The following is a 20,084-nucleotide window of genomic DNA, read 5'->3' as shown; positions in this document are numbered from 1 at the left end:
ATCCGAATCGTCGAAATCCGCGTAAATATGCACTTATATGAATGTTACCGTTAAAATTGAATTCTCTATCTAAATAAAAGAGTTTATTATTCTATTTTATCATAACGTCAGGGGGCTCGCCCATACAATAGAAGTACAAGCTGCTCCCCTGTTGTACAAACCTAAAACAGGCGGGATGCTGCTGGTCTGAAAGGGGTGTTGTGGGTGAGCACTTTTTTATCCAAAGCCATTCTTGATTTCTTTATTGCATTCGGGATCGTGCTGGGCGGCGCGATGATTGGAGGTATAGGTGCTGTCATTTCCCTTCAGCCTCCCACACAAACCATGCTCGATATTTCTGGCAAAATAAAAATCTGGGCACTCGCTGCCGCTGTGGGTGGTACGATCGATCCGATGCGAGTCATTGAGAGTAATTTTCTGGATGGCAACCTGTCACCAGCAGTGAAACAAATCCTATACCTGATCTCAGCCTTTATGGGGGCACATATGGGAACGGAACTGGTGAAATGGGTGTGCGGCGGAGGTCGGGGTTAGATGACCCGTGATGACCCTGTATGAGACTTCCCCCCTTCTCCCGCTACCGCCCGTTGATGCGTATGACTGCCGTATTTGTACTCGGAATGATCGCTGGATGTGTTGTGTATAACGGCGTGTTTCATCTCAGTTACAACAAACTGTGGCTAAACAATCAGGAGCTGCAACTTCAACTACACCAGAACGAGGAGGATATAAAAACGCTGAAAAAATACAGCAAGCGCCAAACGGTGATCAAAGAGATCAAAGTTCGCGCCGAAGAATCCGATAAAGGCCCTGACGAGGCCTCACTAAAACTAATGTTACAGAAACTCGGGGATGAGCTTGAAGTTTTGCGTGGAAGAGATGTGTATAACATCGACGAATATAGCAAAATGACACGCATCATGCTTAACCAGAAAATATATAAAGTCAGGGAAAAAGAATATTCCGTTCAGGTCAAAACGATGCTTGTCATGGAGGGCGTTTTACAAGTCTGGGTACAGATCCGCATTCACGTTCCAGCATAATCTCCGAAAAATGCAAAAAACTGCCCTGGTCTGCATGGTCACATGCTACAATAAGGGCAGTCTATGTTTTTCAAAAAAGGAGTTGCTTCTGCGTGTTGATCGAAGTATTCAAGTATATCCTGATCGCCCTCTTCGCCATCGCTATGATCTGTTCTGCCATGAACAGCATTCGTTCACGCCGGACAACTGACCAACATGTTGCCGGTTTGTATCGCTCCTGGACGAATATCTGGATGGGCTGCATGCTTATCATTCTCGCACTGATCTTGATGTTTGTTTTTACCGGTTCTACGTTATCTGTCATTGTGGAAGCGCTTTTCCTGATCATGGGAGCTTACAATGTGTTTGCCGGTCTCCGTAATCGCAGTTACTACGCCAGACTTAAACAGCATTCCAGCAATACAACCGCTTAGGGTTAAACATTGCACATGCCGAAGCGTTTCGCTACAAGTCAGGTTTGGACAACATATCAGCAAAAAAAAGAGAGCACTCCCGAACAATCTTGAGGTGAATCGAGTAAGCCGTATGCACTTTGCTGCATTGCTGTGATCGTACATGCTGATCCGTACATATCAAAGTGCACATGCCGCATAGCAGAATCCATGGTTCACGTCTTCCCCTGACGGGCAATCGCTCTCTTTTTATGTGCCTGGATATGTTTCCAGACAATCGCTTTCGATTACGTATTATGCATTTATTCTAAGCATGGTCTATGGACTGCAACGTCATGACTGCCTTGCACACCACACTGCCCTCACGGGTAATGACAATATCCATTTTGCATGTCCTGCGGCTCGTTTCCAGAATCATGGGGCGCACCATAATCTGATCCTCAATCTGCACAGGGCGGACAAAATAAGTCGTTACGTTATCAACCACATGGTCATTACCTGTGACGTCCCACGCTGCTCTTCGGGCAGCTTGTGTCATAACATTCAGTAACACACCTTCCGAGATCGTCCCCAAATCCGTGGCCATCTGGGGAATAATGAAGCCGTGGAACAAGAGTTCGTTCTGTTCCCCACGTTCTTCTGCGAATCCGTTCCAGATCAGATGATCAAAGGTCTCGCCAAGCTGGGGTTGCTTCTGCGCATCACGCATGGCTTGCAGTACTTCCTTACGTGTAACGGAAGCAATAAGCTTACGGTTACGATCAACGATGGGTAGGAAATCAATGCCTTCCCAGGTCATTATCTGCGCAGCAGAAGCAAGGGAGGTCTGTAACGATGCTGTAATCGGACGGCGAACGACACACTTTTCAATGCTTTGATCCGGTTGCAGTTCACTGACATCCTTCAGACTCACAATACCGATGACCCGGTTCCATTCATCTACAACCGGAAAGCGGTGCTCCCCTGTCTCCGACACCAGCGAATGGAAATCCGCGGCCGAACTCGTCACCTTGAGCACTTGCAGACGGGGTTTCTGGCCGATAATATCCTCCACCAGCATGATTTTTTTCTTGATCAGCCTGTCAAAGATCGCACGGTTAATCATAGAGGCCACGGTAAAGGTATCATGTCTGGAGGAGATAATCGGCAGTCCCAGTTCATCTGCCATAATTCTTACATCCCTGCTTGTACCAAAGCCACCCGTAATCAATACGCCAGCTCCTTGTTCCAATGCCAAAGAATGAGCATCTTCCCTGTTACCGACAATAAGCAGACTGCCAGCATCGATGTACCGCGCCATCGCCTGCTCCTTCATCGCACCAATCACATACTTGTGCAATGGCTTGGCTAGTCCTTCATTACCGCCAAGCACATGTCCCTCCACAATCGTGACCACGTCGGCAAAGGTCAGTTGCTCCGACATGCCCCGAGGTCTTTTTTCGATCCGCACCGTTCCGATTCTCTCTTTCGTCACGACCAGTCCGAAGTTCTCCGCCTCTTTAACGGCACGATAAGCGGTTCCCTCACTTACCCCCAGTTCACGTGCAAGCCCGCGCACCGAGATTTTGCTGCCCACCTTCAATTGTTCAATATGCTGTAGAAGCTGTTCATGCTTCGTGACGTTTTCTTCTTGTCCGTCCAACTGTACCACCCCCGAGGTTGCATCTGTACTATACTGTATCTATTATAACACGACCTTAGGGAAATAACCCCATCTGACATAGAGTCCTGACCTACAAAAAAACTTCTCAATGTTATCCTACATGGTCTGATCCTATATACTTTGCTTGAACACACAAATAAGACCGAAACCCCACACACTTCAGGATTCCGGTCTATCTAAAACTCATTTATACGGATTCGCTACGCTCCTGCTTGTCCAGCAGTTTCATCTCCCACTGCCGTAACTTCGCCCGGCGTACAGCCTCCAGCGCACGTTTCTTCTCCTCATCTACGCCAAGAATGAAATGCAGGTGTGCGCCTACAATTAACAGCGAGAACAGCACCCACACGATACCGAAAATATTAACCCAGTCCATTCCGCCAGCAAAGGAAATGCGCGGAAGCGCGATAACCAGCATTGACAATGCAATCAGCAGATAGATGACATGTTTTGTTTTTTTCAACCTCTTCACTATTCACAGCTCCTTCGTTCCATATATAGCTAGTCTATGAACGGTTCAGAGGGAATATGAGAGGATCAGAGAAAAAAACAGACAAGTGTGTCTTATTGAGCTTATAGCTTAAGCTTCTGCTCCGCCGTACAGATGAGCAAGGCTATCTGCAATAATTTTGTTTACATCCTCGATAATTACACTAAGGCGACGCTCTGCATCGAACAGGCGGCGGATGTTCAGGTTCAGACTCAATACTTCAAAGAGTTTCTCCATCTTTTCCATCTCATCCGGTGCTGGCATATCTCCACTCATCATGCGTTGTTGCAATTCCATCTGTTGGTTACGGAAGTTGTCCAGCATCGCTTTAGCCTCTGGATCAGCTTCAATCAATTTCATCGCAGAGGTAATCTCCTCAACCTCGCTACTTTCTCTTAGTGCTTTTGCCAAATCATTGGCTTTGTCATAAATATTCATTATAATTCCTCCTCTAAATTGGTTGTTCATCCGTGTAAGAACACGCATTCTATGCTCTCAAATAAAGGTTCTGGATCAGGCCGCCCAAAAACGCCCCAAATCAAACACATTTAAATCCGGCTGGGTCAATCACCAAGGGGTATATGTCCTCATATGATGAAGCACATGCCATGTTCAGATGCCGTTCAACTTCAAGATCAGACATCAAGCTGCCGCCCGGAAGGAGATCCGTGATGTCCACTAAAAAAGTAACGATACAGGTTACCGGCTCGGGCATCCTGCAGGACGACGTCATCATGCTGGGCGAAGGGGTTCTCAAAGCACTCAAGATTCCTTCGGGAAGACCTCTTCAACTGCAATTCGGTTCGTACCGCCGTGAAGTTACAGTTATTCCGGTTCCCCGGTATGACGGATTAAGACTCAATCAGACGGTAGCCAGCAAAACCGGCCTTGTGCCCCGTTCAGTCCTGAGGGTATCTTACCGTGCTTCCAGCCATACGCTTCGCCTGGGACCCTACATCAGCGTTATGGTCAGTCAGGATTACCCCGATCAACCTGATCGGCCCTTTGGCTCGATTACGATGTTCTGCCAGGAATTAGTGCATGCCTGCCGAAAGCAGGGCGCCTATGTATCCTTTTTCACACCGGAGGACATCGGAGCAGTAACTGGTCACATGCAAGGCTGGGTATATGATGACGGCTGGAAAAAGACCGTTCTGCCTGTGGCAGATGTGGTCAATAACCGGCTGACGTCCCGCAAACTCGAGAACAAACCTAGCGTACAGCATTTTATGAAAGAAGTAAAATCGCTATACGGTACACACACCTTTAACGAAAAGTTCTTGGACAAAAATGAGGTGTTTGACGCACTTAAGTCGATTCCGACACTCAAACGGGTGCTGCCCGAGTCCCATTTACTCAAAACATCAGCGACTCTCAAAGCAATGTGCCAACGTTATCCGGTCATCTTTCTGAAGCCGGTCCGTGGTTCACTGGGCAAAGGCATTATCCGGGTCTCCCGTCAGCCAGAAGGAGGATATCTAACTCTGGCGACAAGTGTCGGAGGTACCCGCAAACAATCTTATGCTTCTCTGGATAAACTCTATGCCAGTATGTCCGGAAAAATGAAAACAACGCGTTATCAGATTCAGCAGGGACTGACCTTGATTGACAACAGCGGCAGGCCTGTTGATTTCCGCGCACTCGTACAGAAAAACAAGACAGGAAAGTGGAGTGTAACTTCCATCGTTGCCCGTATTGCAGGGGGCAGTCATTACGTCTCCAATCTGGCGAGAGGCGGAAGCCTCAGTACCGTCAAAGAAGCCGTAGCCAAAACGCAGCTGTCCAGTTCTGCCAAAGCCTCGGCCTATGCCGGACTGCATACAGCAGCACTCGATATCGCCAAAGGGATTGAGAGTGCGATCCCCGCCCATTTTGGTGAGCTCGGTATCGACCTCGCGCTAGATACAAGTGGACGCGTATGGCTACTTGAGGTGAATTCGAAACCATCCAAAAACGATAATACCCCGCTGAGCGAGAGCAAAATTCGCCCGTCGGTCAAAGCCATGCTTGAATACTCCACATATCTTGCCGGATTCTGAAGTTTGATCTCATGAAGGAGGTGTAGCAACATGTTTACATCGCCGCAAAACAATACCATGGCTATACTCGTCCGTGAAGCAGAAGGCTCACCTCCTTTTGCAGATGAACGCTTCTGCCGCAGGCTTTGCGTGGAAAGTTTCAGGTACGGGTTACGAATTATCGTCATCCCGATTCCTGCCCAATATACCGAAGGCATTCTTCAGAGAGCATACACTTATCATCAAAAGAAATGGAAAGCTATTCGTATGCCTATGATCGATCTGGTGATGAACCGATGCCTGAATCCACTTTCCAGAAATACCAGGCAGCAGTTGGAACAATATCTACCTCATACCTCCAGTCTTCGTCAGCGTTCTTGGTCAAGTGCACTTCCTGGCAAATGGGAAGTTCATCGTGCTCTATCGAAGTCAACCACCCTTCGAGGACTACTTGCTCCAACCACTCGGGTTAGGTCGACTATTCCCTGGGAAATATGGCTTGCCCGCTGGCCCAAAGGTTTATTTTTCAAACCCGCCTCAGGAACTCATGGCAAAAACACCTTCCGCTTATCCACAGGAGAATTGCCATTCCCCTGGATTGTGGAGGGTCGTAATAGAGGCAACGAACACTATGTCAAGTCATTTTATCAAGCAACGGATGTATCTTCCTGGCTGGAATCACATCAGGCTGTACAAAACATGATTGTGCAGCCTTATCTGGAGCTTAGCCATCACGGAAGAGCATTTGATATAAGGGCACTGGTACAAAAAAACGGGCAAGGGCGCTGGACGCTGACGGGTTGTATGATTCGGGAAGGAGCTGAAGGCTCTCTGACCTCGAATCTTCACGGCGGGGGTAACGCTTATCCTGCTGATGCATACCTTACAGAGCGATATGGCAAAGACAAAGCTTCATCGTTGTTGCTACAGATCAAACATGCTGCCGCTCTCATTCCTTCGACGCTGGAGAGCCGTTTCGGCCGACTTGCGGAACTTGGTCTTGATTTTGGAGCTGATGTAGACGGCAGGCTGTGGTTGATTGAAGTAAATTCAAAACCAGGCCGCGCCTCATTTGCGGAATCAGATGACAAACACATGCATGCCCTGACGTATACACAACCACTTGCTTATGCCCGTTATCTGCTGCAACAACATGTTCTCGCGGACGTCTCACGTCCAATGAAAATGCCGAATTCATCCAGCAAAGCTGGCCTGAAACGCATCCCGATTCCAGGTAGCTGAGGCCTGTAATGCCTGCTTGCCATGGAGCACAAGGATCTTTTTCAGGATAGGAGGATAAATCATGAGTTTGACCTTTTGCAATCTGCATTTCACCCAAAAACCCGAAAAAGTGGTGTACGTATCTAATGCTTTAATGAAAAGCCTTAATCTGTCCGGCAAAAAAACGATACATCTGCGGTTCGGGCGTGATCGCGTGCCAGCCACCATCAAACCGATTCGCAAAGCGGGGAAACATCTGTATCTGGCATCAGGCATCCGCAACTTAATGAACGTTCCCAAACGTGGCAGCATTTATCTTCGCAACCTCCAGAATGATGAAGTGCAGCTGGGACCGCTCATCGGGGTGCTGTCCGACGGTTCTTCTTCAAGCTCGAATCCGTTCGGCTCACGTACTGGTTTCATCAAGCAGTTGCTCCGTGAAGGAAGCCGTAAATCGTATATCTATGCCTTCACTCCGCGAGATATCAACTGGCAGAACGAGACCGTTTCCGGGTACTTTCTCAATGAGAGCGGAAGCTTCTTCCGCAGGACGGTGCCTCTGCCCGATGTGGTTTACAATCGTTTGCCGAGCCGCCGCTCCGACTTCTCACCAGCGATCAATCAGCTGCGGGAACGATTTATCCGCCGTAAAATTCCTTTTTTCAACTGGAGCTTCTTCAATAAGTCGGATATTTACAAGTTGCTGGAGAACGAACCCACCGCAGGACGTTATATCCCGGAATCCATCACCAATCCTACAATTGACCAGATGAGGGAAATGCTTGAGCGGCATCAGTTCGTTTATTACAAACCCACCGCTGGCAGCCTTGGCAACGGGATCTACCGCTTAACCTACTCACCTAAACGTGGATATTTTGCACGTTATCGCAAAAAAGGAGGTAACGCCCTGTTGCGCTTTGGTTCATTTAATAGCCTGATGCGCATGCTTCAAGGCAGACATGGCAAGCAGTTACGCGGCTATGTCGTTCAACAGGGAATACGGCTGATTGAGATTGACGAATGCCCTATTGACTTTCGTTTCCACATGCATAAGAACGGGAACAATCAGTGGGTTGTTGTTGGCATTGGTGCCAAAAAAGCCGGACGTGGAAGTGTAACAACTCACATCAAAAATGGCGGCTCTCTAATGACCCCTGAACAGGCGCTCAGTCGCAATTTCGGGGAACGTGCGGGCGAGGTTCTGCAACAGGCGAAATCCGTCGCTATTACACTGGCCCAGGCGATTGAATCCCAGCACCAGCATCTGATTGGTGAGATTGGCTTTGATCTGGGCATTGATCAGGAGGAACATGTATGGATGTTCGAAGCGAACGCCAAACCCGGGCGCTCCATCTTCCGTCACCCTTCACTCCGGGTGGAGGGCAAATCGTCGGTGGAACACATTTTGGAGCATTGCCTGTATTTGAGCAAATTCCGGAAGAAGGACAGCATTTGATGAGCCTTCATGATGATTTCAAACCTGTGATCGCTGTACTCACCATGCATGATCAACAGCGGATGTTCAGAGGGAATCATCAAAATTTTCAGGATATTTTGCAAACAGGTGAAAGCATGGGCTACGTCGTTTATATCGTGACAGTCCGCGATCTTAATATGACTGGACCTACCGTGAAAGGATATACGTACAACAAAGGGAGCGGCAAATGGACTTCAAAGCCGTTCCCTCTCCCTCATGTGCTCTATAACCGTATTCCTAACCGGGAAGATGAACGCAAACCCTCGGTTCAACGTAAAATTGAAGAATGTCTGCAATCCGGTATTGAACTGTATAACCCGTATTTTTTCAATAAATGGAATCTGTTCGAATGGCTCAAAAAATCCAAGTCCACGCAGCAATTGATTCCTCATACCCGGCGGATGCGCAGCGCATCTTCACTTGGTACGGTACTTCGCACCTATCCTTATTTGTACCTGAAACCGGAGAGCGGCAAAGCTGGCAAAGGCATCATGATGCTCAAATTTCAAGAAAAAGAAAAGCTGCCTTACCGACTTAAAATACAAAACACTCGAAAAAGTATGACATACAAGGCAGCCACGTTATCCAAGTTATGGGCCCGAATTCGCAAAGAAACCGGACATACGCCCTATATCATGCAACAAGGCATCGAGCTCGCTTCTTCTCACAAACGACCTTTCGACCTTCGTGTGCTTGTGCAGAAAAATGGCAAAGGGCAATGGAGTGTGACTGGCATCGGTGCACGACTGGCAGGCTCACGCAGCATTACAACTCACGTGCCTCGAGGCGGAAGTGTAGAAGACCCGGAGAAGCTGCTCACCGAGCTATTTGGGGAAGAAATGACTACAACTCTAATGAAACGGGTAAAGTCTACCTCCTTAATGATTGCCAGGCAGGTTGAGCGCGGTTCGGGACATACACTTGGTGAAATGTCGATGGATCTTGGCGTGGATGATCTGGGGGAGATCTGGTTTTTTGAAGCCAATGCAAAACCGATGAAATTTGATGAACCACAGATCAGGCGGCGTTCTCTGGAACGCATTTTCCAGTACAGCGCCTATCTTGCCCGTCAGTCTGTACGATGAATGGCAGGAATACTGCATACAAAGAAGGTGATTGTTTGTGTCCTCACCTGTTCTGGGCATTATGACATTGTATCTGAATGAACACCGCGCTCTGGAAGAACGAAGCATCTACCGCCGAATGATTCTGGAGGGGCGCAAACGGGGACTTGATATTTATGTATTCACACCTGCTGATGTCCATTCCGGCGGCAGGCAGATCGAAGCGATGGTGTATGACGAAAAGAATGGCTGGTCCAGGGAATGGCGCGCATTCCCGGATCTGATTTTTGATCGGTGTCGCATTCAGCGAAACCATCGTTTCCAGCAGCTCCTTGCCTTTCGTGAAAAATACGGACATCTGCTCTTTCTGAATCGACCTTTACGCAATAAATGGACCATTCATCAAACCCTGTCCGAGCAATCCGCCTTCCGGCAGCATTTGCCGGAAACGATTTTATTTCAGGACATGTCCGATGTAAACCGAATGCTCAAGGTGTCCCCGCTGATCTATCTGAAACCGATCAACGGCACAGGCGGACGGGGCATTTTGCGCGTAGAACGTAGCAGCAAGGAACCCAGTACAGTACTCGTTCAAGGCCGCGATCAGAAGCGCCGCATCATTACACCGCGCAAGGTTCATCTATCCAGGCTCGGCCCCCTGCTCCAGCACTGGAACATGAAAGATAAATATCTGGTGCAAAAAGGGATTCAGCTCCAGCTTCCTAACGGCAGAGTACATGACTACCGTATGCTGGTTCAGAAAAACGGAGAAGGCGAATGGGAACTCACAGGATGCGCAGGGCGCATGGGCGCTGAGAAAAGTGTAACCTCGAACCTTCATGGAGGCGGGCAGGCCATAGCCATGCAGCGTTTGATGAAACAATGGATTCCCGAAGAAGAACTGCGAGAAGAAGTGACAGCAACGGCAGCAAAATTTGGCATTGATGTAGCTTCGTTCCTTGAGGATACGTATGGCGATCTATGTGAGCTTGCACTGGATTTGGCAATAGACAAAAGTGGGCAAATCTACCTGCTTGAGGTCAACCCCAAACCTGCCCGTGAAGTCTTTGCCCGAATTGGTGAACGAAGCATTTATTATAAAGCGATCACACAGCCGCTGGAATATGCTTTGTGGGTATACCGCAACCGCCCTACTCAAACGGTTAAAAAACCTCCCTCTCCCAGGCCCGTTACTTCTAAAGCAACGAGAGTGAAGCGGGGCCGGAGAGTGAAGTAACCAGCTAGCTGATCATACATCGTAACACTAGGCTGGGCAAAGTAAAAAGGATTGCAGGTTCAGTAATAAGCTGAGCCTGCAATCCTTTTACGGTTCCACACCATCCATCCTATCTAGCTGTAAGCATGGAGCTTATCATTTTATAAATTTCAGCATATGCACACAGGTTCTAACTACTTCCAGTCCACCTGATGTTCGTCGATCACAATCCGCGCTTCCTGACCGCGGTACTCGTAATCTAGCGTGAACCTCATTTGTTCCGGCTCCAGTGCACATCCTGTCACTTTCACAGCTTCTTCTGATTCGTCAGCCGGTAGGCCTATGGCTACAACGCCCACTTTGCCAGAAAATTCAGCTTTGCCTTGAATAACAGCCGTTTCCGATTTCGAGCCGTAGATTTCAGATACCCAGCCCACCTGTTCTGTCAACTCAAACGTTTCACTGCCATCCCCCGCCATCAAAAATTTAATGCACAGCTTCGTGGAGGAATCGTCAAATCGAATGCCTGCTCGCTGTTTCGCTTGATCTTCCTTGCGTAATACAAGCAGTGCATCCGGATGCAAATGGAACCGTTGCTCCAACGAGTGTGTCTTTTCAGCATCCAGCCAGTCCACCACCAGAAGCAGAGGTACGCTTTTGCCTGCAAGCACCCACCGACGATGGCTAACCGGATCGGGAAGATGTGTATATCCATCTTGTGAAGCATCCATAAAGTGATAGCTGCCTTGACTCTCATAGCGATGTGTTGTCACTTCTGCCTCAGGCTCACCCCATTGCTGAGTGGATACATAAGGTGTCTGATCTGTCCCGTCTATGGTAATCGTATTATGTGCCCGCGTGCTTTTGAAATAATGACGCCACTGCCCTTCTTCATACGTATAACGTCCCGTATCCGTAAAGAACAGCCGATTATTCCACATCCATTCGATGTTCAAAGCATCTGCATGACCGTGAGCACCACCCATCGGAGCTGCATCAAAGAACAAATATTGTTGCTCATCCCTCATCACATAATATCCGGTCTGTGGAAAAATGCGGCTCGTCAATGAACGGGATGCACCAGCCTGCAGCCTAACACACTGCTCGTATTTTGCCACACCCACCAGCCATAGGCATTCTGAACTGTCGGTTCCGCGAGCCATGAGATCCTCGTCTCCCAGAATTGCACCTAACAGTGTCAACCGTTGTCGTCCATCACTAAGCCAGTCCGAATCTCCAATGCCCGTCGATTGATGATCCGGTCTGATCATCGCTTCGGTGAACGCGGCCATATTCCGTAAACATTCCCCATACCACGCCGAGAACGGATGTCCCGAAATACCTGCCAGCAGATACGGTGTACTAAACATCTCAATACTCGCGTTATGATAGTGGGTGTTCAATTCGACCTGGATTCCCTCTTCATTCAACTGATGCAGCAGACACAGCTCCAGCCGTTCGGTAGCCACTTGACGCCAGAATGGACTGCGTGGATGCTCCTTGTAAAAAGCCGCAATCATAAACAAACCCTGCATATGCATAATGGCATGATTAATTTCCGTACTGCCAAGATAATGCGTCAGGAATTCCGCATGCTCCTCCAGCCCTTGCAGAAATTCGGCCCGAAAGGCATCGTCCAATTGCCGACTGGATTCCATATATTTGTACGCGGCAATCCAGGATTGCACACGCAGACCTGTTTCAAGCAAACGCCAAGGACCTGGTTTCTGAAAAAAAACTGCTTCATCATATGCCAGATGAACTGGCACCGGATTCTGTGCTCTCCATGTACGATAGTGATCGATAAAGGTAGTCACATATAACGGGTTGCCTTTCATCAGATAAGCTTTACCCAAATCAAGCATATGCCAGTGCCTGTTAATGCCCCACGTGAACTCCAGATCATTGGTCGGATTGTGAAGCCAGTCCACCGGCGTCCCCAGTGGAATCCAGTTGGTTAGATCGTTCGTATATGGCACAATAAATTCGTTCAGAATAGCACGGTTGGCAATCGTCACTGAATTGCGGGCTTCCTCTGGAAAATGCTCCTGGTAATATAGCGCTGCCTGCTGCAGTTCGTCTGCTGAAAGGTAAAAATCACTCATTGGTCTGCCTCAAGAAAATCCTGACGGAATGGCGTAAACACATCCAGTATAATCGCATCTTCCAGCGCTTTTACCCCGTGCGGCACATTCAAGCCTGCATAGAAACTGTCTCCCGCTTGGAGAACCTTGGTCTCTTCGCCTACTTGAACCTCAAAGCTACCCTTTACAATATAACTGACTTGCTCGTGCGCATCATGGGAGTGAACTTCGCCGATCCCACCTTTGGCAAAGGTAACTTCGACCATCATGAGTGTTCCACCCATCCCCAAAATTTTGCGCGAACTTGTTTCGTTAATGATATGTGGTTTTACGGAATTCTGGTCAATAATCATTGGATATTCCCCTCTCCAAGGCAAGATAATTTTGAAAGTTTCAGTAAAGTGAAGCGACCGAAGTATGAATACAACGGCCGCCATGTTTAGATTTTACTCTTCTTTGGACAGTTTACCTTGAAGCTTGGATGAATCAAACGATGGATCTGCCGCAATTTTAGTCAGGCCTGCCGCTTTGCTTTTCTCAAGTGCTGCATTATACCGTGTGTTCAGATCCTTGATCACGCCATCCAAATCACCACCAGTGAATACGTAAGCTGAGAAAGCTTCAGCCCATTTCATGCCTTCCAGCGAGCTCTCTGTAATCACACTTGGATTGGCAGGGAAGATCGCGTCATACTTCTTAGGTAAGAAACCTTCGATACCTGGAATGCTAGGTTTTTTATCGGAGCTGAGTACAGCAGGAATCAGAGAGATACCGTAACCTTTTTCATAATATTCACTTTGCAGATCCGTGCTGTATACGTACTCCATGAACTTCCAAGCTGCTTCTTTGTTTTTCGAGTCAGCATTGATGCCGATATAGGAACCACCAATAACTTGCGAAGCCCCTTTAATCGTACCATCATCTGTTGGCACAGGAGCAGCACCCCAATTTTCTTTGGTCGGGAATTGATCTTTGTAGACACCTGGCTCACCGGAGTGATTGATGTACATCCCGATTTTGCCTTGTGCAAATTGTGCTCTCAGTGGGTCAATATCCAAGCTTTCCACACCCGGAAGCATGCTGCCATCTTGATTCATCTGACGAAGTGCCTGGGCAATCGACTTGTACATGTTGAAGTCAAACTGACCTGTCTTGTAGTTAAAGCCGTCGATACCTTCGTTCGTGCTTGCACCGGCAATGGTGTTCGCCGCTCTCCAGAAACCGCTACCACTTTTGAATGGGCTGGCGAAGCCATAGATACCTTCACTTTTACCTGCTTCGGTAATTTTCTTTGCGTCTGCTACCATCTCAGCAATGGTTTTAGGCGGAGAAGCAATGCCTGCTTTTTGGAAAATATCTTTATTGTACACCAGTCTCCAGATCTGGCCTGTATTCGGAAGGGTATAGACTTTTCCATCAATCGTATTTTTATTTTCGATCAGGCTGTCCTTGAACGTTGCCTTCATGGCATCGCTCATATATCCGTCGATTGGAGCAAGGTACCCCTTTTGATAGTACGTTTGGAAATCGTCGATTTGAAACACATCAGGAGCTTGTTTACTCGCAAATGCGATATCAACGGCCTGCGGATAATTATCACCCATGACGGTCATTTCTACTTCAATGTTGTCTTTGTTGGTCTGGTTGAACTGCTCAATCTTGGATTTCATAAAATCAGCATCGTGTCGATCCGGAGTCCAATAGACCACTTTCGTTTTGCCACTACTCTGTTCTCCGCCGCCAGCAGCAGCCCCGCTGCCCTTTGTCGTTCCACTGTCTGTCGAACAACCAGCTACCGTTAATGCAAGCACAGCACTTAGTGTAGTCATCATCCACTTCTTAACCATTGAAATGCCCCCTTATGCTTGTCTGGACAACCTGTTTGGTTCCCCGTTAACGTAATGATAAACGTTCCACTTATGTCGAAGTGAGGGACATTCTGACTATGCAAGGTGGGAAAAATGACGATCTCTGTCTTAGCCGTTCTCATACATCTGCCGAAAATGTGTAGGGGTCATGCCACAATACTTTTTGAAAAGGCCACTGAAATACGGTCTGTCCTCATACCCCAGCATCTGGCATATTTCCTGTACCTGTACACCCGCAACCAGCAGTTCCTTCGCCTTTTCCATTCTTAACTTCGTAATATATTGAATAAGCGTCATGCCCGTTTCCTTCTTGAACGCATTCGCAAAATAACTTGGACTTAAGTGGACCGACTGGGCACAAGTCTGCAATGTGAGATTTTCGGACAAATTCATGCTGATAAACTCTTGGGATTTGCTAATCGCCTGTTTGACATCCGTAAGCCTTTTCTTATCCATGATCTCGCATCCCATACTGCTGAAATGCTTGATGTAGGCTCCCCAGCCCTCAAACGTCAACGAGCGCATCGCTTCAAGCACGGTCAAGTCTGCTTCCAGACGAAGCCGTTCTTCTTCTGTGATCTCATCACAGAACGCCCGGTAGATCGCAAATGCGAGTCCTGACAACAGACGGATCATCGTCAGTGGTTCGGGAAAACCTTTGGCGTTCTGCCAGACTTCCAAAATATCATCGATAATTCGGTGACAAGAGCTTTCATTGCCACATTTCAATGCGTAAAATAACTCCTTTTCCTTTTCCAAAGGATAGACGGGAGCAACCACATCCTGATTCTCCAGTTCTGCATACTGGAAGATGCAGTTTCCTTCACTGTAAAAACGATAAGATATCGCCTTGTCCGCATTGGCATAAGATATCCAGATTTCTTGTGGTCTGCGAGCGATCGTTCCGACTCCAATGGATATAGTCTTTTTGCTATATTGCTCCACATTGTGGCGGCATTGCTCCATAAGATCGGATAAATCAATCTGTTCGGATGTATTAAATATAGCGGCCAGGCGGTAACGATTTTCACGCAGTACAACACTTCTCGTATACCGATTCAATGTCTCGCTGACGATATTCTGAACCGCAAACGGAACGATCTCTGCATCCAGGTGCATCGTTGATCCGTACCGTGTATAACCATCCACCTCAATGACCATGACATTAAGATTGGAAGAATCGAGCTCAATGTCAAGCTCGTCCCACCGGCTTTCATTCAGAAATCCGCCAATCTCATGCCGAAGCAGACCTAGAAGATAACTGTGACGTTCGTACTCACTGCTGCTAACCGCTTTCTGTTTCAGCTTTTGAAGTTGCTGCGACTTCGCTTGTTCACTCTCGATAACCTGTCTCACTTTTAGCACCGCACCCAAAATCTCCTCAGGCGTAAACGGTTTGAGCAGATAATCGAAGGCTCCGAGCTTGATCGCTTCCTGGGCGTATTGAAAATCGGAGTATCCGCTAATAAAAATAAACTTGGAGCGCAGTCCAGCATCCATTGCCCGCTTCATGAGTTCGAGTCCGCTGAGCCGAGGCATTTTGATATCCGTAATGACAATGTCCGGCTGCTGTTCAGTCAGAAGCGACCAGCCTTGCTCTCCATTGTTCGCTGTGCCGACAATCCGCACCTCATGATCCTCCCACGGAATGGTGGAAACGATGCCCTTGACCACAGCCTGAATATCATCCATAACACACATCGTCAGTTGCTCCATACGTACGCTCCCTCCTAGCTAATCGGAATGGTGATGACTACCGTAGTCCCCACGTTTATTTCACTACGGAACACAAGCGAGGCTTGCTCACCGTACTGTAGATTTAATCGATCAACCAGATTGGATATAGCATATCCTTTCCGGTTCCCCTCTATTGTTTCTTCCGCATTCATTTTCGCTACATCCATGCCGCATCCATTGTCCTTGACCTCCAAACGGAGCGTATCTTCAAGACGATGAATCCGGATCAGAATGCGTCCTAAATCTTCCTTATCATTAAAACCATGCAGGATCGAATTTTCCACCAGAGGCTGAAGCAAAATTTTTAGAATTTCGATTCCTTTGCAAGATTCCTCTGCCTCAATCCGGTATTCAAACAAGTCTTCGTAACATTGCTGCTGTAACTGCATATACTGCTCGACGTGTTTGATCTCTTGCTTTACGGTGGTCATGTCTTTTCCATCATTTAACCCGAGTCTGAACAGCAGAGAAAGAGAGACAATCATGGCGCTGACATCCTTCTTCTCCCCACTCTCGCTTTTCCAGAACATCGTATTTAACGTATTGTATAGAAAATGAGGATCAACCTGAGCTTGAAGCGCCTTCACTTCCAGCCGCCGCTTGTCCTGTTCCGTTGCTCGCACCTCTTCAAACAAAACCTGAATCTGATCGAGCATCCGATTAAATCGATGTCCTACGGCACTGACCTCATCGTCATATTTGCTGCGAAAGCGTACGTCCAAGTCGTTGTACTCCACCTCGACCATGAGCCGCCGCAATTTGTTCAGCGGTTTCAGCAGCGCAGAGGATAATAGGTCGGACAACGCGAGCGCCAGCAGGATGCAGAACAGCATAATCAGGATGACCAGCCAGCGAATCTTCTTCAGTGGAGATAATAAATCGGCCTTGGACTGAACACTGACCATAACCCAGTCCTCATTCATCGATAGAGCCGAGTAATTCACCAACATATCTTGTCCCTGTCCGTTGGTATACGTGAAATCACCTGACCCGCGATCTAATCGTTGTGCAAATCCAGGCTCTGTTACCAGATCAAAAGTGCCTGCTCCCGGACGAATGACCTCACTTCCATTTTTATGAAGTAAAAACAATTGTACCTGACTGTTCATCAGATCCTGATTTAAAATATCTCGCATGGCTGCTTCCCTCATGTTAACGACCATGTATACCTCCGAAAAGGTATGGTTATCGATCACAATGGGTTTAAGCAACAGTGACAGCACATTACCCCGGGATTGGAATAATTCGCTGGGATGTGAACCAAACCACATCGTATTCCAGCCGGGCCGTTTGACAACTTCTCCATATTCCTTGTCAAACGCATTGCTTTGATTCGGGAAGTCTTTTGTCGAGAAAAAATTGCCGATCGGTGTCTTCAAATATGCGGTATCAATCAGCGGCTCTACCAGCTTCAACTGGGCAAATGTGGTCTGAAGCAGAGAGAGATTCTGATAATAACGCCCATCATTGTGATTACGCACATCCTTCATCACCTGTGTGAACGTGTCACTCAGCATGAACGAATAAGATGAAACGACAATATGACGCAGATGCTCGTCCATGACCTGTACGGACTTGTTCAGAATGCTCTTCTTTAATTCAAGCGCGTTCCGCTCTATACTTTTGGCAGCGAAGAGATAAGAGAAAATGCCCGTCACACTGATACACAAAACAACGAGAAAAATGTAGATGAGCTGTATCCGTTTTTTCAGAGACATTTTGTAGAAAGTTGACTTCATAGGCGGTCGCTCCTTGAACAAGGGCTGGCCCTGTCCGCTGTAATTAAAAAGAGTATAGCACAGCGGAATCTGCACGGAATACCGTTCCCCGAAATCTCTTCCTCAGCTTTACCGCCCTAACCTTTGACAGCACCCAGCGTAACTTGCATGAATGATTTATTTGCAAAAATGTATACAACCAGCAGTGGCAAAATCGACAGACAAGCTCCAGCCATCATTAATTGCACCTCAGCTGCAGCCCCGATGCCGTAGCGAAGGTTCGCCAGACCAACCGGCAAGGTTTGCAACTTGGGATTGCTCATCGTGAATACGAACGGAAGAATATATTCATTCCATGAGTTCTGGAAAACACCCAGTCCCGCAACAGCCAGACCCGGACGCAAGAGTGGCAGAATAATCCGCCAGTAGGTGGTAAAGAAGTTACAGCCATCAATCATCGCAGCCTCGTCCAATTCACGGGGGATACTCTTAAAGAACCCAACGAGAATAAAATAGGTTGCCGCATGGGCACTGATTAATATGATGATGACACCCCACAGCGAATTATTCAGACCCAGCTTGACCATGAGATCAAATTGTGGTCTAAGTACCACAGCACCGATCGAAATAAACAGTGTGGATGCCATGAGCAGCGTATACGCTTTTTTACCTTTAAAATTCACCCGATCCACCGCATAAGCAGCCATGGACGATACCAGCAGTGTTCCTACCGTTGTGGCAATACTTACAAAAATGCTGTTAATCGTAAATCCGGAAAAATTTGCTGTCTTCCAAGCCTGGCTGTAGTTCGTGAACTGCCATATCTTCGGCCAGATTGTTGCTCCTCCGGTAAGTTCCTGGTTGGTTTTGAACGATCCTAGTAACACGAGGATGATCGGGAACAGGGACAAGATCGCAATGATCAGCAAAAATATAAAGAGAATGGTTCGCTTCGTCCAGCGAGTCCAGCGGAATGAACTTGAATTCGAAGATGCAGGTGCAAGAACGGTTTGAGTCATCATCGTTCCCTCCTAATCATGATTAGTAGACATCATTAAGCTTTTTGGAAATCTGGAAGTAAATGAGCGTCACTGCCCCTACAATAAGAGCTGTTGTGAATCCAACTGCACTTCCGTAACCAAGCTGTTGCAAAGATTGTGTGTCCGCCGAAACAGGGAACAACAGTTTGAACAGGTACAGATACATAACCTCTGTTTTGCCATAAGGCCCACCCTCGGTTAAGACCATAATGCTTTCGTACCCCTTAAGTGCTGTCGTGATCGCTAGCATAATGATCATCTGCATTACTGGTCCGAGTAGCGGAATCGTTACATTGCGTAATTTTTGGAATTCGCTTGCTCCATCCAGTGATGCTGCCTCATACAGCTCCTCCGGAATGCTTTGCAGACCCGCAATGAACAACAACATATAGTTTCCGACAGCACCCCAGATCGCAATAATGATCGTTGTCAGCATCGCATGATTCGCATCCAGCCAACCAATTGGCGAGGATATGATGTGATACTTCATCAGCAGCTGATTCAAAATGCCGTTATATGAATTGAAAATGATGAAAAAAACAATCGCCATGACAGATGCACTAAAAATGGTTGGAAGATAGAAAACCGCTCTGAACAAAGAGCGGCCACGCCACTTGCGATTCAGGATAATCGCCAGAATCAGAGATAGCGGAATGGTGATGACGAGTTTACCAAGTGCATATATCCCCGTATTTTTTACCGAATCCCAGAACTGTCCATCACGAATAATCCGTGCAAAGTTATCAAGTCCGATGAAGATCGGCTTCCCGATGCCCTGATAATCATAGAACATGTAGCGCAGAGCCCATAACAACGGATAGATTCCGAATACCAGTGTGAGAAAGAGACTTGGGATGATGAAGATGTAGGCGTTCAGTTTGGATGGTTTCATCAGAATCAGACCCCCTATAGCTTTTGAATGAAAGTATAGAGGGATTTACATCATATGCGGGATAGGGAAATCAACTTTCTACAGGGGAGAATGTGACTGCGTGCAAAAACGCAAAAAACCTGCATAGGCGCAAAAAGGCCCATACAGGTGTGTGATAAAAA

18 protein-coding genes are annotated in these 20,084 nt (G+C 47.5%); 8 read left to right on the top strand and 10 right to left on the bottom strand.

The window, feature by feature from the left end; all coding sequences use genetic code 11:
* The first annotated feature begins 204 nt into the window (after positions 1-204).
* The 3 genes from ACT89M_RS09600 (at position 205) to ACT89M_RS09590 (ending at position 1,456) form a co-directional block, all read left to right on the top strand.
* Positions 205-534 carry a YtrH family sporulation protein gene (locus tag ACT89M_RS09600; RefSeq protein ID WP_090920214.1) on the top strand — a complete coding sequence of 110 codons (330 nt, stop codon included), beginning with the start codon at positions 205-207 and terminating at the stop codon, positions 532-534.
* 20 nt (positions 535-554) lie between these two features.
* The gene (locus ACT89M_RS09595; RefSeq protein WP_090920211.1) at positions 555-1,043 is read left to right on the top strand and encodes a sporulation membrane protein YtrI; all 489 of its coding nucleotides are present in this window, start codon (positions 555-557) and stop codon (positions 1,041-1,043) included.
* Between the two features lie 92 nt (positions 1,044-1,135).
* Positions 1,136-1,456: a YtpI family protein gene (locus ACT89M_RS09590; protein ID WP_090920209.1), complete on the top strand. Its 321-nt coding sequence runs from the start codon at positions 1,136-1,138 to the stop codon at positions 1,454-1,456.
* A 286-nt stretch (positions 1,457-1,742) separates the two neighbouring features.
* Here ACT89M_RS09590 and ACT89M_RS09585 read toward each other — a convergent pair whose 3' ends face one another.
* The 3 genes from ACT89M_RS09585 to ACT89M_RS09575 form a co-directional block, all read right to left on the bottom strand.
* Positions 1,743-3,077, bottom strand: a complete 1,335-nt coding sequence (locus tag ACT89M_RS09585) for a DRTGG domain-containing protein (protein WP_090920206.1) — start codon at positions 3,075-3,077, stop codon at positions 1,743-1,745.
* A gap of 208 nt (positions 3,078-3,285) precedes the next feature.
* Complete coding sequence (locus ACT89M_RS09580) at positions 3,286-3,570, bottom strand: hypothetical protein (protein ID WP_090920203.1); 285 nt, start codon at positions 3,568-3,570, stop codon at positions 3,286-3,288.
* 108 nt (positions 3,571-3,678) lie between these two features.
* The gene (locus ACT89M_RS09575) at positions 3,679-4,026 is read right to left on the bottom strand and encodes a YlbF/YmcA family competence regulator (protein ID WP_090920200.1); all 348 of its coding nucleotides are present in this window, start codon (positions 4,024-4,026) and stop codon (positions 3,679-3,681) included.
* A 233-nt stretch (positions 4,027-4,259) separates the two neighbouring features.
* Here ACT89M_RS09575 and ACT89M_RS09570 point away from each other — a divergent pair, with 233 nt between their 5' ends.
* The 5 genes from ACT89M_RS09570 (at position 4,260) to ACT89M_RS09550 (ending at position 10,605) form a co-directional block, all read left to right on the top strand.
* Positions 4,260-5,627, top strand: coding sequence for a YheC/YheD family endospore coat-associated protein (locus ACT89M_RS09570; RefSeq protein ID WP_154886743.1), 1,368 nt, complete (start codon positions 4,260-4,262; stop codon positions 5,625-5,627).
* A 30-nt stretch (positions 5,628-5,657) separates the two neighbouring features.
* Complete coding sequence (locus ACT89M_RS09565) at positions 5,658-6,848, top strand: YheC/YheD family protein (protein WP_154886745.1); 1,191 nt, start codon at positions 5,658-5,660, stop codon at positions 6,846-6,848.
* A 61-nt stretch (positions 6,849-6,909) separates the two neighbouring features.
* Positions 6,910-8,283, top strand: a complete 1,374-nt coding sequence (locus tag ACT89M_RS09560) for a YheC/YheD family endospore coat-associated protein (protein ID WP_090920191.1) — start codon at positions 6,910-6,912, stop codon at positions 8,281-8,283.
* Entirely contained in the window at positions 8,283-9,389 is a 1,107-nt protein-coding gene (locus ACT89M_RS09555; protein ID WP_341181956.1) for a YheC/YheD family endospore coat-associated protein, read from the top strand. The genes ACT89M_RS09560 and ACT89M_RS09555 overlap by 1 nt, the downstream gene beginning before the upstream one ends.
* 37 nt (positions 9,390-9,426) lie before the next feature.
* Entirely contained in the window at positions 9,427-10,605 is a 1,179-nt protein-coding gene (locus ACT89M_RS09550) for a YheC/YheD family endospore coat-associated protein (RefSeq protein ID WP_090920186.1), read from the top strand.
* Between the two features lie 173 nt (positions 10,606-10,778).
* Here ACT89M_RS09550 and ACT89M_RS09545 read toward each other — a convergent pair whose 3' ends face one another.
* The 7 genes from ACT89M_RS09545 to ACT89M_RS09515 form a co-directional block, all read right to left on the bottom strand.
* Positions 10,779-12,689 (bottom strand): alginate lyase family protein, encoded by a 1,911-nt coding sequence (locus ACT89M_RS09545; protein WP_487345212.1) that lies wholly within the window; start codon positions 12,687-12,689, stop codon positions 10,779-10,781.
* On the bottom strand, positions 12,686-13,021 hold the full coding sequence (locus ACT89M_RS09540; RefSeq protein WP_154958190.1) for a cupin domain-containing protein: 336 nt from the start codon (positions 13,019-13,021) through the stop codon (positions 12,686-12,688). The genes ACT89M_RS09545 and ACT89M_RS09540 overlap by 4 nt, the downstream gene beginning before the upstream one ends.
* Before the next feature lie 93 nt (positions 13,022-13,114).
* Positions 13,115-14,515: an ABC transporter substrate-binding protein gene (locus ACT89M_RS09535; RefSeq protein ID WP_221786452.1), complete on the bottom strand. Its 1,401-nt coding sequence runs from the start codon at positions 14,513-14,515 to the stop codon at positions 13,115-13,117.
* 129 nt (positions 14,516-14,644) lie between these two features.
* Complete coding sequence (locus ACT89M_RS09530) at positions 14,645-16,252, bottom strand: response regulator (protein ID WP_341181836.1); 1,608 nt, start codon at positions 16,250-16,252, stop codon at positions 14,645-14,647.
* A 14-nt stretch (positions 16,253-16,266) separates the two neighbouring features.
* Positions 16,267-18,012: a sensor histidine kinase gene (locus ACT89M_RS09525; protein ID WP_341181835.1), complete on the bottom strand. Its 1,746-nt coding sequence runs from the start codon at positions 18,010-18,012 to the stop codon at positions 16,267-16,269.
* Positions 18,013-18,128: 116 nt separating this feature from the next.
* Entirely contained in the window at positions 18,129-19,010 is an 882-nt protein-coding gene (locus ACT89M_RS09520) for a carbohydrate ABC transporter permease (RefSeq protein WP_090920169.1), read from the bottom strand.
* A 22-nt stretch (positions 19,011-19,032) separates the two neighbouring features.
* Positions 19,033-19,923 (bottom strand): carbohydrate ABC transporter permease, encoded by an 891-nt coding sequence (locus tag ACT89M_RS09515; RefSeq protein WP_221786449.1) that lies wholly within the window; start codon positions 19,921-19,923, stop codon positions 19,033-19,035.
* Positions 19,924-20,084: the final 161 nt, after the last annotated feature.

This window comes from Paenibacillus sp. NN59, assembly GCF_057597225.1.
This window is presented reverse-complemented; position numbering and strand designations above follow the sequence as displayed.